The organism is Micromonospora sp. NPDC002717, from assembly GCF_040295705.1.
Taxonomy (GTDB): domain Bacteria; phylum Actinomycetota; class Actinomycetes; order Mycobacteriales; family Micromonosporaceae; genus Micromonospora.
The window spans coordinates 335167-348676 of the sequence record NZ_JBEOVW010000002.1; the positions used below are offsets into that span (position 1 = coordinate 335167).

Here is a 13510-nt window from a genome sequence, read left to right on the forward strand (position 1 = left end):
CCAGCGCGAGCGGAGAAGACAGGCGTGACGATCCCGTACCCGAACACCCAGCCGATGCCCGCCATCGCCGCGGTGACGCCCCCCTCGGGCGCGCAGCGGCCACGGGTGACCTTCCTGGGCACCGGCTACCTCGGTGCGACGTACGCCATCTGCTACGCCGAGCTGGGCTACGAGGTCCTCGGCTTCGACGTCGACGCCGACAAGATCGCCATGCTGAACGCCGGCGAGGTGCCGATCCACGAGCCGGGCCTGGACGAGCTGCTCAAGCGCAACCTGGCGGCCGGGCGGCTGCGGTTCAGCACGGACATCGCCGAGGTCGCCGAATTCGGCGACGTGCACTTCATCTGCGTCGGCACGCCGCAGATCGCCGACGGCATGGGCGCCGACCTGTCGTACGTCGAGGCGTCGGTCACCAGCCTGGCCCAGCACCTGACCCGCAAGGCGCTGATCGTCGGCAAGTCCACCGTGCCGGTCGGCACCGCCGAGTGGGTCGAGCAGCTGGTGAGCAAGCACACCCCCGCCGACCTCGGCGTCGAGGTGGCGTGGAGCCCCGAGTTCCTCCAGGAGGGCTTCGCCGTCGACGACGTGCTGCGGCCCAACCGGATCGTGGTCGGCGTCAAGAGCGAGTGGGCCAACGGCATGCTCTACGCCGCCCACAAGGGCGTCTTCGACCTGGCCGCCACGGAGGACCGCGAGGTGCCCCTGGTGGTCACCGACTTCGCGACCGCCGAGCTGGTCAAGGTCGCCGCGAACGCCTTCCTCGCCACCAAGATCTCCTTCATCAACGCGATGGCCGAGGTCTGCGAGGCCGCCGGCGGCGACGTCACCCACCTCGCCCGGGCCATCGGCTTCGACCCCCGCATCGGCAACCGCTTCCTCCAGGCCGGGCTCGGCTTCGGCGGCGCCTGCCTGCCCAAGGACATCCGGGCCTTCCAGGCCCGCGCCCAGGAGCTCGGCGCCGGGGAGGCGCTGCGCTTCCTGCACGAGGTCGACCTGATCAACATGCGCCGCCGGACCCGGGTCGTCCAGCTCGCCGCCGAGCTGCTCGGCCGCCGGTCCGGGCCGGCCGGGCCGGACCTGTCCGGCACCCGGATCGCCGTGCTCGGCGCGACCTTCAAGCCCAACACCGACGACGTACGCGACGCACCGGCGCTCGCCGTCGCGTCGCTGCTGCGCAAGGCCGGCGCCGACGTGCACGTCTACGACCCGCAGGGCATGGAGCGGGCCCGCGCGGTGGCTCCCGAGCTGGTCTACGAGCCCGGCATCAACGAGGCCGTGACCGGCGCCGACCTCGTCTGCGTACTCACCGAGTGGGCCGACTTCCGCAACGCCGACCCCGTCGCCCTCGGCGAGCTGGCCGCCGGCCGCCGGGTGGTCGACGGGCGCAACTGCCTGGACTCGGCACTGTGGACGCAGGCCGGCTGGGAGTACCGCGGCATGGGCCGCCCCTGACCATCGACCGCTGAGACGGCCGGCCGTGGAGCACGCTCCGCGACCGGCCGTTCGCCGTCCGCGTGGACGATCTTTGCCCCGGACCCGCCGACAACTGTCGAAATCCGCGCCCGCATTCGGCATGCTGCCAAGGTGGGAGTCCACAGTGCGGGTGGAGGGGTGTCGTGGCGAGCTTTCAGTGCTCCTCGTGCGGCCAGGAGATCAAACCGGCCGTCAGCTGCCCGCACTGCGGCGCGCACCAGCCACAGTGGGTCGAGCACCTGGCGGAGATCGAGCGGTCCATCGCGGAGATGAAGGCCCGCGAGGCCGCCATCGCCAGCGAGCAGCGGCAGATCGCCGCCAAGATGCAGGCCGCGCTCTTCCAGCGGGACATCCTCGCGCACGCCGGTGAGGAACGTCTCAAGCAGGCCACCCGCCCCCGCCGGGTGCTGCGCCGCCGGCCCGGCCGCCGCCCGCCCACCGCCGCCACCGGCGCACCGCCCCGGGTGCCCCGGCAGGGCACCCCGGCCGGCCCGGAGGATCCGCCCCCGCCGCCGGGCGCCACCTGGCTCGACGCCGACGACCCGGAGCATCCGCCGGAGGCGTCCTCCCGCGAGGTGCAGAACATCCCCCTCGGGCTCGGCGCGCTGCTGCTCGCCGTCGCCGCGGTGGTCTTCGCCGCGGTGGCCACCAGCTCGATGGACGCACTGGCCCGGCTGGGCGTCCTGCTGCTCGCGACCGTGCTGATGCTGCTCGCCCCGCCCGTGCTGGCACGGCGCGGGCTCACCTCGACCGCCGAGACCATCTCCGCCGTCGGCCTGCTGCTGGTGCCGCTCGCCGGCTACGCGCTGTGGGCGGTGGACCGGATCGGCAACGGCGGCGCCTCGGGTGCCGTCTTCGCCGGGGTGATCTTCGCTGTCACCGCCGGCGTCGCCTTCGGCTACGCGAGCTGGACGGGGCTGCGCGCGCCCCGGTTCGCCACCGTGCTGGCCGCCCAGCCGGTGCTGCCGCTGTTCGCGTACGACCGGGTCACCGGCCCCGGCGGCTGGGCGCTGGTGCTGACCGCGGTGGCCGTGCTCGACCTCTGGCTGGCCCGGTCACCGGTCACCGTGGAGCGGCCGGTACGCCGGGACCTGCCCGAGCCGCCGGCCGCCCCCGCCGCGTCGGCGGCACCGGCAACGCCCCGCCAACGTCGCGCCGAGGGCCGGCCGGAGGGTGCCCCGGAGGAGGCCGGCGAGGTGCTCGACGGTGACCCGCCGGAGCAGGCGACACCGACCCGGGCCGCCCGGGCGGTGCCGTGGCTGCGCGAGCTGACCTGGACGCTGCACGGGGTGGCGGTCGCCGTCGCCCTCGCGTACGCCGTCTCCGCCCTGCTGCGGGCGACCACCGTGCCGGCCGCGACCGGAGCGGGGCTGGCGCTGTTGCTGGCCGCCGCCGTGGGCCTGGCCGGGACGCTGGTGCTGCGCCGGCCGCCGTTGCCCGACCTCGGCGCCGGAATCTTCACCCTGGCCGTGATCGGCGCGCTGAGCCGGATCGCCTCGGTGGCGCTACCCGGCCGGGCGCTGCTGCTCATCGCGGCGGTCATCACCGTCACCGGGATCGCCGTGCGGGCGGTGCCGGAGGCCGCCCGGCGCGGCCCGCAGCTCGCCTCGGCGGTGGCGCTCACGGTCAGCGGGGTGGTCGTCGCCGGCGGGGCCCTGCGCGCCGGGGTCGCCCCCGTCCGAGCCGCGCTGCCGGCCTGGGCGGCCGACCTCGACCGCTACCCGGCCGAGCTGGCCGCGGCGGTCGGCCCGGCCGCCTGGCAGCTCGCCGCGAGCGCCTTCCTGCTGACCGTGGCCGCGGTGCTGGCCCTGCCGCCGGAGATCCGCCGGGAGTTCGCGGTGGTCGGCGCGGCGCTGACCGCCCTCGCCGTACCGGCGTCGTTCGGTCTCGGGTGGGCGGTGGCGCCCTGGCCGATGGTGCTGACCGCGATCGGCATCGGGGTCGTCGGGCTCTCCGCCCGGACCGGACGGGCGGCGGTGGCGCACGCGGCCGCCGCGGCCGGCGTCGGGCTGTTCGGGGCGGGCGCCGCCCTGGCCCGGCCGGCGCTGACGACCGCGGCCCTGCTCGCGCTCTTCGCCGCCGGGGTGCTGGTCGCCGTGGCGCCCCGGATGCGGCTCGCCCCGGCCGCGGCCGACACCGTCTCGGCCTGGGCCGCCGGCGGCGCGGCGTTCGCGCTGCCGGGCGCGGTGGCCGCCTTCGTCGCCGCCACCGTGCCGACCGACCCGACACCCACCCCGGCGAGCCTGCGCGAGGCCACCGTCCCGGTGCTGGCGGCCAGCTTCCTGGCGGTCTGCGTCACCCTCGGCTACGCCGCCATCGTGCAGGTGTCCCAGCGACACGTCCCGGCGCCGCTGGCGGTGGGCACCGCCCTGGGCACGGTCGTGGTCACCGCCGCCGCGTTCGGGGCCCCCGGCGCCACCGCCGCCGACGCCTGGGTCGGCGGGCTGCTGCTCGTCGCCGCCGCGATGGTGGTGTTCGCCGGCCCCATCGACGCGGGCCGGCGCTCCGACCTCTCCCTGGACGGCTCCGACCTCGCCGCCGCGGCGGTGACCGCCGCCCTGATCGCCACCCTCGCCCGGATCGCGGCGGTGCTCGCCCCCGGCGGCCAGCTCGCCGTCGCCGCCGGGCTGGTGCTGGTGGTCGCGGTGGCCGCCCGCGCGATGCCCGAGGAGTGGCGGCGCGGGCCGATCCTCGGCCTCACCGTCGGCGGCGTGCTCATCGGCGTGCTGGCCGGCTGGAGCGCGCTGCGCGGCGGGCTGGGGGTGCTCGCCACCCCCGGCCCGATCTGGGCCGGCGACCTGACCGGCTGGCCGGCCGCGCCGACCGGCGGGTCGGCGTGGCAGGCGCCGGTCGCGCTGGCCCTGCTCGGCGTCGCCGCCGCGGTCCTGCTGCCGCCACCGTGGAAGTACGACGTGTCGGGGGCGGCGGCCGTGCTCGCCACGATCGGCGCACCGGCCGCGTTCGACCTGCCGTGGTGGTCGCCGGTCCTGGTCGGCGGCATGGTCGCCACGCTCTTCGGGATGGCCGCCGTGGCGGCGACCGACCCGCGCGCCGGGCTGTCCCGGGCGGTCGTGGCGGGCGTGGTGGCCCTGCACGCCGCCGGGGCCGGCCTGGTCCGGCCGTGGACCACCGCGCTGGCGCTGGGCAGCATCGCGCTGATCGGCGTGGCGGTGGCGGCGCTGGCCCGGACGCTGGCCGTGCCGCTGGTCGACGACATCAAGGCCGAGGGGATGCCGCCGCACCTGGCGCAGATCGGAGGCGCCGCCGCCGGCGCCGCCCTGCTCGCGTCCCCGGGCGCGGTCGCGGCGCTGGCGGCCGAGTTCGGCCACTCGCCGGAGGTGGTGCTCACCGCCGCGCTGGCCGCGTCCAGCCTGGGCCTGGCGGCGATGGCCGCCGCCCGGCGACGGGTTCCGCAGTACCTGCCCTGGGCGAGCGCGACGGTGGCCGGCGGCGCCACCGTGACCGCGCTGGCCGCCGTCCCCGCCGGGCTGCCCGTCGGGGTCTACGCCGCCGCCGCGGCCCTGCTCGGGGTGCTCGCCGAGCTGGCCCGCGGCGCGACCGAACCGCCGGCCGGCTCGGCCCAGCCGGTACGGCGCTGGTCGGTGCTGCTCGACGGGGCGCTGCGGCGGCTGCCGGACGACGGCACGCGGCGCTGGCGGCTCAGCCCGGCCGCCGGCGCGCTCGCCGTCGCCGCGCTGCCCACCGTCCTGGCGCTGGTGTCGATCGCACCGGCCCTGGTCGTCGCCCTGGTGGAGCCGCACCGCAGCCTCGCCCGGGTCTGGCAGGGGCCACCGCCGGAGCTGCTCACCCCGCCGCCCGGCGCGGTCGACCCGACCCACGTGCTGACCGCGCTGCTGCTCACCGCGACCGCCGCGCTGGCCGCCATCGGGTTCAGCGGCGGCCGGCGCTCCCGGGCGGTGCCCGTGGTGCTGCCCGGCGCGGCCGTGACCCTGCTGATCACCCCGGTGGCGCTGGGCAACGGCTGGCCGGCGAGCACCCTCGCGGCGCTGGCCGTGTTCACCATCTCGATGCTGGGCCTGGCGCTGACCCTGCCCCCGCCGCTGGTCGAGCCGGCCCGTTCCCTGCGGCTGACCCGGGTGCTGGTCTTCGCCATCGGGCTGGCCGCCGGGGGCGCGGGGCTGGCCGGCAGCCTCGCCACCCGAGAGCTGACGCTCTTCACGCTCGGCGGCGCGGTCGGCGTCGGCACCGTGGCGGCGCTGTTCGGCACCACCCAGCGGGCACGCATCCTCGGCTGGCTCTTCGCCTCGCTGATGGCGCAGCTGTTCGTGCTCACCGCCGGGCTGGTGGCCGGGCTCGCGGCGGTCTGGTCCGCCTTCGGCGTGCTGGCGGTCGGCGCGGCCCTACAGGTGTTCGCCGCGACCCTGCCCCGGCTCCGCCGTCCCGAGGCCCAGCGCGAGGCGGCCACCGTGGAGTGGAGCGGGCACGCCGCCGCCCTGATCGCCCTGGCCCTGGCCTTCGACTCGCCCCGGCACATCGCGGCGCTGCTGGCCGCCTGGGGCGCGGTCCTCGGCGTCGCGGCCACCCGGCCGGGCCGCCGGCCGGTGGAGCGGCGCATCCTGTTCTGGGCGGTGGTGGTCTGCGAGATCGCCGCCTGGTGGATCCTGATGCGGGTGGCCGACGTGGCGCTGCCGGAGGCGTACACGCTGCCCTTCGCGGCGCTCGCCCTGCTCGTCGGGGTGCTGGAGCTGCGGCACCGGCCCGACCTGAGCAGCTGGGTCGCGTACGGGCCGGCGCTGGTAACCGCGTTCGTGCCGACCCTGGCGATCGTGCTGGCCACCGACTCCAGCACGCTGCGCCAGGTGCTGCTGCTGCTCGGCGCGGTCGCGGTGCTCGTCTTCGGCTCGACGAGCCAGCAGCAGGCGCCGGTGATCGTCGGTGCCGCCGTCACCGCGATCGCGGCGGTGCACGCGCTGTTCAGCCTCGGGCCGTGGCTGGCGCTGATCCCGGTCGGGCTCCTGCTGCTGGTGCTCGGCGCGAGCAACGAGCGCCGCCGCCGAGCCCAGGAGCGCCTGCAGACCGCCCTGCGCGGCATGAGATGAGGCATCCGGGCACTCCCGGGCCCGGGCGGGGGTTGACTACGCTCCGGCCATGCGGATCATCGAAGGCGCCGGGGCGTGGACCCGGCCCGTGGGGGCGGCCAACGACTGGGTGGAGCACCTGCGCGTGCCGGACCTGTCGGTGGGGACGTACTGCATTCCGGCCGGTGGGCTCGACGATCAGAGCCCGCACACCGAGGACGAGATCTACGTGGTGACCTCGGGGCGGGCCAGGATCGTGACCCCGGACGCCACCGCCGAGGTCGGCCCCGGCTCGGTGATCTTCGTGCCCGCGGGCGAGGAGCACCGGTTCGAGGACGTGACCGAGGACCTGGCACTGCTGGTGGTGTTCGGCCCGGCGTACGGGTCGCGCACGCCCGGCCGGAGGGACGCCTAGGTCGGGGCCGGGCGCGCAGGTCAGGCGAGCGAGGCGCGCAGCGCGGCGTCCTTCTCGGCCACCAACTGCTCCAGGTCCGCCTGGTAGGCCGCCATCCGGTCGAGCAGGGCGGGATCGCCGGCCGCCAGGATCCGTACGGCCAACAGCCCGGCGTTGCGGGCGTTGCCGATCGACACGGTGGCGACCGGGATGCCGGCCGGCATCTGCACGATGGAGAGCAGCGAGTCCATGCCGTCGAGGTGCTTGAGCGGCACCGGCACGCCGATCACCGGCAACGGCGTCACCGAGGCGACCATGCCGGGCAGGTGCGCGGCGCCCCCGGCCCCGGCGATGATGACCTTCAGGCCCCGGTCGACGGCGGCGCGGCCGTACTCGATCATCTTGGTCGGCGTACGGTGCGCGGAGACCACGCCGACCTCGTACGACACCTCGAACTCGTCCAGCACCTCGGCGGCGGCCTTCATGGTCGGCCAGTCCGAGTCGCTGCCCATGATCAGCCCGACGGCGCCGACAGCGGCGTCCGCACGTTCACCGGTCCCGCTCACTGGTGTCCCTCCCGCAGCCAGCGGGCGGCCCGCGCGGCCCGCGTCCGTACGTCGTCCAGGTCGTCGCCGAGCACCGTGACGTGCCCGATCTTGCGGCCGGGTCGCACCTGCTTGCCGTAGAGGTGCACCTTGGCGCCCGGCTCCGCCGCGAAGAGGTGGTGCAACCGCTCGTCGATCGACATCCCGCCCGGCTCGCCGCCGAGCACGTTCGCCATCACCACGGCGGGTGCGGTCAGCGAGGTGTCCCCCATCGGGTAGTCGAGCACCGCCCGCAGGTGCTGCTCGAACTGCGACGTGCGCGCGCCCTCGATGGTCCAGTGCCCGGAGTTGTGCGGCCGCATCGCCAGCTCGTTCACCACGATCCGGCTGCCGGCGGGCGCGGCCGGGTCGGCGACCTCGAACAGCTCCACCGCGAGCAGGCCGACCACGCCGAGCGCGGTGGCCAGATCGATGGCGAGCTGCTGGGCGGCGACCGCCAGCTCCTCCGGCAGGCCCGGCGCGGGGGCGAGCACCTCGACGCAGATGCCGTCCCGCTGCACCGTCTCGACCACCGGGTACGCGGCGACCTGCCCGAACGGCGAGCGGGCCACCTGCACGGCGAGTTCCCGGCGCAGCGGCACCCGCTCCTCGACGATCAGCCGGGTGCCGCCGGCGAGCAGCGTCGCGGCCAGCTCGGTGGCCTGCGCCGCGTCGCCGACCAGCCACACGCCCCGGCCGTCGTACCCGCCGCGGGCCGCCTTGAGCACGACCGGCCAGCCGGTCTCGTCGCCGAAGGCCACCAGGTCGGCGGGCTCGGCCACCGGTCGCCACGCCGGGTTCGGCGCGCCCAGCTCGCCGAGCCGCTCCCGCATCACCCGCTTGTCCTGCGCGTGCAGCAGCGCGTCGGCCGGCGGGAAGAGCTTCACGCCCTCGGCGGCCAGCGCCCGGATGTGCTCGGTGGGGACGTGCTCGTGGTCGAAGGTGACCACGTCGCAGCCCTTGGCGAAGGTGCGCAGCGCGGCGAGGTCGGTGTGGTCGCCGTACTGGACGTCGGCGGCGACCAGCGCGGCGCCGTCGTCGGGGGCCAGTGCGAGCACGCGCAGCGACTGGCCGAGGGCGATCGCGGCCTGGTGGGTCATCCGGGCCAGCTGGCCACCACCCACCATGCCGACAACAGGCAGACCGGTACGGGAATCCATAGCGGCGCCAGCCTAACCGGGCGACCCGTCCCCCGCCCCGCCGGATGGCCGATCGCACACCGCCGCGGCCGTGGGCCTCAGCGCCGGCCGAGCTGGCCGACCAGGTCCTCCACCGTCGTCACCGGGCGCTCGCAGACGAAACCCCGGCAGGCGTACGCGGTGGGCCGCCCGTCGACCATCGGCCGGTCGGCGAGCAGCGGCACCCCGGCCTGTCCCGGGCGGCCCGCCACGATCACCGCGCCGGGCGGGGCGTGCCGGTGCGCCGCCGCCACCAACGGGTCGCCGGTCGGCTCGTCGGTGACCACCGCGATCTCGTACGGCCCGGAGAGCAGCGCCTCGCCGACGGTGGCCGCGTAGCCGGTGAACCGGGCGTGCCGGCCGACGATCGGCGCCACGGTCGACAGCGCGGCCTCGGCGGCCTCCCGGTAGCGGGTCTCACCGGTCAGGGCCGCGTACGCGACCAACGCCGCGACGATCGCCGAGCGCCCGGACGGGGTGGCGTTGTCGGTGGGGTCGGCGGGGCGGGCGACCAGCCGCTCGGCGTCGTCGGCGGTGTCGTAGAACCCGCCGCCGGGGGCGGCGAACCGCTCCAGCGCGACGTCGAGCAGCCGACCGGCCAGCGTCAGCCAGCGACCCTCCCCGGTGAGCTGGTGCAGCGCGCAGAACGCCTCGGCCACGCAGCCGTGGTCCTCGAGCACGCCGGCCGGCTCGCCCACCACGCCGGCCCGGGAGACCCGGCGCAGCCGCCCGTCCACGATGTGCCGCTCGGCGAGCACCTCGCCGATCCGGATCGCGGCGGCGGCGGTGACCGGGTCGCCGGTGAGCGCGGTGTGCTCGACCAGCGCGGTGACCGCGAGCCCGTTCCAGGAGGCGACCACCTTGTCGTCCCGGGCCGGCTGGGGCCGGGTGTCGCGGACCTCGCGCAGCCGGGCCCGGATCCGCTCCCACCGGGCGGCCACCTCCGGGGCGGCGTCGTCCACGTCCCGGGCCAGCCGCAGCACGCTCGTGCCGTGCTCGACGCCCCTCCTTCCGTCCGGAGCGCCGTCTTGCGGCGCGGAGGCGGAATGAGGGGCGAACGTGCCCTGCTCGGTGACCGCGAACAGGTCGGCGGCGAAGCGGCCGTCGTCCTCCCCCAGCGCCTCCACGAGCTGGGCCGGCGTCCAGGCGTAGGTGAGCCCCTCGACGCCCTCGGTGTCCGCGTCCAGCGCGGAGGCCAGGCCGCCCTCGGGCGTGCCCAGGTCGTCGATCATGAAGGCGGCGGTCTCGGCCGCGACCCGGGCGGCCAGCGGGTCGCCGGTCAGCCGCCAGAGCTGGGTGTACGTCCGCAGCAGCAGCGCGTTGTCGTAGAGCATCTTCTCGAAGTGCGGCACGGTCCAGTGCGCGTCGACCGAGTAGCGGGCGAAGCCGCCGGCGAGCTGGTCGTAGATGCCGCCCCGGGCCATCGCCTCGCAGGTGTGCCGGGCGACCTCCAGGCTCCGCGCCGAGCCGGTGCGCTGGTGGTGCCGGAGCAGGAAGAGCAGGTTCATGTGCGGCGGGAACTTCGGCGCGCCGCCGAAGCCGCCGTTCACCTCGTCGTACTCCCTGCCGAGCTGCTCGGCCGCGGCGTCGAGCAGCGCGGCGTCCAGCGGCGCGGTGGGGCCGCCGACGGCCTGGGCTCCGCCGATGGCCTCGACCACGGCGGCACCCTGCGTGATCACGGCGTCCCGCTGGTCCCGCCAGGCGGTGGCGACCGACTGGAGCAGCCGGACGAAGTTCGGCCGGGGGAAGTAGGTGCCGCAGAAGAACGGGGTGCCGTCCGGGGTGGCGAAGACGGTCATCGGCCAACCGCCCTGCCCGGTCATCGCCTGGGTGGCGGTCATGTAGACGGCGTCGACGTCGGGGCGCTCCTCGCGGTCCACCTTGATCGAGACGAAGTCGTCGTTCATCAGGGCGCCGACCTGCTCGTCCTCGAACGACTCGTGGGCCATCACGTGGCACCAGTGGCAGGCGGCGTAGCCGACCGAGATGATCACCGGCACGTCCCGGCGCTTCGCCTCGGCGAACGCCTCGGCGCACCACGGCCACCAGTCGACCGGGTTGTCGGCGTGCTGGAGGAGGTACGGGCTCGTGGCGTCAGCGAGTCGGTTCACCCGACGACCATAACGAGCCGGTGCCCCCGCCCGCCCGCGCTCCGCGCCCGCCCGCTGGTGCGGTGCGCCGGGCCGGGTCAGGAGGCGCCGTCGGCGCGCAGCGGGAAGACGTTCGGCCGGGCCTCGTCGAGCAGGGTGCCCAGCACCGCGCCGATCTTGTCGGCCGGCATCGGCTTGAAGAAGTGGTAACCCTGCGCGGCCGTGCAGCCCAGCTCGGCCAGGGCGGACCGCTGCTCGGCCGTCTCCACACCCTCGGCGACCACCCGCAGCCCCAGCTCGTGGGCCAGGCCGACGGTCGTCCGCACGATCGCCGCCGCCTCCGGCGAGTCGGCCATCCGGATCACGAAGGAACGGTCCACCTTCAGCTCGTCCACGGCGATCCGGGTGAGGAACGTCAGCGAGGAGAAGCCGGTGCCGAAGTCGTCCACCGCGAGCTGCACGCCCATCGACCGCAGCGTGGTGAGCACCTCGTCGATGACCTCCAGCTCGCTCATCACCACCGTCTCGGTGATCTCCAGGACCAGCCGGTCCGGCGGCACCTCGTGCCGCCGCAGCGCCTCGGCGATCTCGGCGGGCAGGCGGGGGTCGAGCAGGCTGCGCGCCGACAGGTTGACCGAGATCGGCACGTCGACCCCGTCCCGGGCCCAGCCGGCGGCGACGGCGAGCGCCTTGTCCAGCACGTAGCGGGTGAAGCTGCCGAGCTGCTCGCTGTTCTCCACCGGCCGGATGAAGTCGTGCGGGCCGAGCCAGCCCCGGCGCGGGTGCCGCCAGCGGATCAGCGCCTCCACCCCGGTCGGCGCGCCGGTGGCCAGGTCGACCGCGGGCTGCAACGCCAGCACCAGCTGGTCGTCGGCCTTCAGCGCCTCGCGCAGCTCGGCCAGCAGGGCCAACTGGTCGGTGCTGGCGGCGTCCCTGGTGGCGTCGTACGCGGCGACGCTGCCGCCGCCCTCCTTGGCCTGGTACATCGCGATGTCGGCCCGGCGCAGCAGCTCGGTCAGGTCGGCGGTGCCGGCGTCGGCGACCACCACCCCGACGGAGGCCTCGACGGACATCCGGACCCCCGCCACCTCGGTCGGCGCGGCGAGCCGCTCGGCGATCTCGCGGGCCTGCCGCAGCGCGTACGCCATCGGGGCGGCGCGGTCGCCGAGCACCGGGACCGACGTCAGCAGCAGGGCGAACTCGTCGCCGCCGAGCCGCGCGAGCAGGTCCCCGGGGCGGGCGAGGGTGCCCAGCCGGTTGGCGGTCAAGCGCAGCAACTGGTCGCCGGCGGCGTGCCCGAGGGTGTCGTTGACCTCCTTGAACTGGTTGATGTCGAGCAGCAGCAGCGCCACCGGATGGTCGTGGGCGAGCTGCCGCAGCGCCTGGTCGCCCTTGCTGAGCATGGCCGACCGGTTCACCAGCCCGGTGAGCTGGTCGTGCACCGCCTCGTACGACGAGCGGGCGGTCACCAGACGCAGCTCCCGGTGGGTGGCGGCGTCGTGCAGGGCGGCGGCGAGGGCGTCGCCGAACGCTGCCACGGCGTCGCGCTCCCGGGCGCTGGGCGGGGCCGAGCGCGGGAAGCGGACCCGCAGCTCGCCCACCCGGGCAGCGCCCACGGTGAGGGCGCGGACCAGCTCGTGCTCCTCCGGTTCGGTCCGGCCCGGCGGCGCGACCTCCCGGTCGACCAGGTGACCGCCCGGGTCGCCCCGGTAGCGCCGCCACCGGCCGTCGCCCCGGGCGACGTCGACGTCGACGAGTTCGGCGTTGAACAGCGCCAGCGCCCCGGTCACCGCGGCGGTGGCGACCCCCCGCTCGTCGAGCTGGTTGAGCGCGGCGGTGGCCTCGGCGAAGGCCCGCCAGGCGCGGCGCTCCTGGTCGGCGCGGAGCCGGTGCCGGTAGGTCTGCTGGAGCAGCCAGAGCGGCGGCGGGAGCAGCAGCAGCCAGCGCGCGTCGAGTTCCAGCAGCGCCACCACGACCAGCCCGACGGCGACGTTGCCGACGAACATCAGCAGCTTGCCGCGGAGCGCGGCGAGCAGCGGTGGGGCGACCGGGATGCCGTGCCGGAGCGCCAGGGTGGCCCCGCCCAGCCAGGCGGTCGCGAGCAGGTAGGTGACCGACCCGGCGACCACGGCCAGGGCGAGCCCCGGCGTCGGCGCGGCCAGCAGCGGCCGGCCGAGCGCGGTGGTGACCGCGACGGCCAGCGCGGTGGCGGCGGTCAGCGAGGCCGTGATCCGGACGACCTCAAGCACCGGCCGGCGGTCGCCGAGCAGCGACATCGCCGACCAGGCGAGCCCGGCGCCGAGGAGCGTGGCGGAGGGCAGCCAGCCGGCGGGCGCGAGGTAGAGGCAGATGATCAGCGCGGCTTCGCCCCAGGTGATGCTCACCATTCCGGCGGCGGTGCGGAACCGCAGCCGGGCCAGCTGGGCGACGGCGAACACGACGACGGCGATGCCGAACCGGGCCGGCCCGCCGAGCGCGTCGTCGGCGGGGAGGCGCGTCGGCAGGGTCCACCCCACCGCGGCGGCGACCAGGGCGGTCAGCGCGACGGCGACGGTGAGCAGGAGCAGCCGCGGCGGGGTGCCGCGGTCTTCGAGCCGGTCGGGCGACTCGCCGGCCCTGCCGGACGTCACCGATCCCCTCCGCCCACGGGCCGATCGCCGGTACGCCGGGCGGCCGCTGCTGTGGTGGTCATCGGCGCCCCCTTCCGCGCACGGCTCGGGAACTCTTGGTCCCCCGGCGGAAGGCTAAGGCA

General features: G+C 76.2%; 7 protein-coding genes. 3 read left to right on the forward strand and 4 right to left on the reverse strand.

Features of this window, described 5'->3' with window-relative positions:
* Positions 1-24 precede the first annotated feature (24 nt).
* The 3 genes from ABT006_RS05630 (at position 25) to ABT006_RS05640 (ending at position 6927) form a co-directional block, all read left to right on the forward strand.
* Positions 25-1452, forward strand: a complete 1428-nt coding sequence (locus ABT006_RS05630; RefSeq protein ID WP_350703284.1) for a UDP-glucose dehydrogenase family protein — start codon at positions 25-27, stop codon at positions 1450-1452.
* Positions 1453-1616: 164 nt separating this feature from the next.
* Positions 1617-6533, forward strand: a complete 4917-nt coding sequence (locus ABT006_RS05635) for an SCO7613 C-terminal domain-containing membrane protein (RefSeq protein WP_350703285.1) — start codon at positions 1617-1619, stop codon at positions 6531-6533.
* A gap of 49 nt (positions 6534-6582) precedes the next feature.
* Positions 6583-6927, forward strand: coding sequence for a cupin domain-containing protein (locus ABT006_RS05640; protein WP_350703287.1), 345 nt, complete (start codon positions 6583-6585; stop codon positions 6925-6927).
* A 20-nt stretch (positions 6928-6947) separates the two neighbouring features.
* Here ABT006_RS05640 and purE read toward each other — a convergent pair whose 3' ends face one another.
* The 4 genes from purE to ABT006_RS05660 form a co-directional block, all read right to left on the reverse strand.
* Entirely contained in the window at positions 6948-7418 is a 471-nt protein-coding gene (gene purE / locus ABT006_RS05645) for a 5-(carboxyamino)imidazole ribonucleotide mutase (RefSeq protein WP_350703555.1), read from the reverse strand.
* 50 nt (positions 7419-7468) lie between these two features.
* Positions 7469-8650 (reverse strand): 5-(carboxyamino)imidazole ribonucleotide synthase, encoded by a 1182-nt coding sequence (locus ABT006_RS05650; RefSeq protein WP_350703289.1) that lies wholly within the window; start codon positions 8648-8650, stop codon positions 7469-7471.
* Between the two features lie 77 nt (positions 8651-8727).
* Positions 8728-10779: a thioredoxin domain-containing protein gene (locus ABT006_RS05655; RefSeq protein WP_350703291.1), complete on the reverse strand. Its 2052-nt coding sequence runs from the start codon at positions 10777-10779 to the stop codon at positions 8728-8730.
* Between the two features lie 77 nt (positions 10780-10856).
* Entirely contained in the window at positions 10857-13325 is a 2469-nt protein-coding gene (locus tag ABT006_RS05660; protein ID WP_502890866.1) for a putative bifunctional diguanylate cyclase/phosphodiesterase, read from the reverse strand.
* Between the last annotated feature and the right edge of the window lie 185 nt (positions 13326-13510).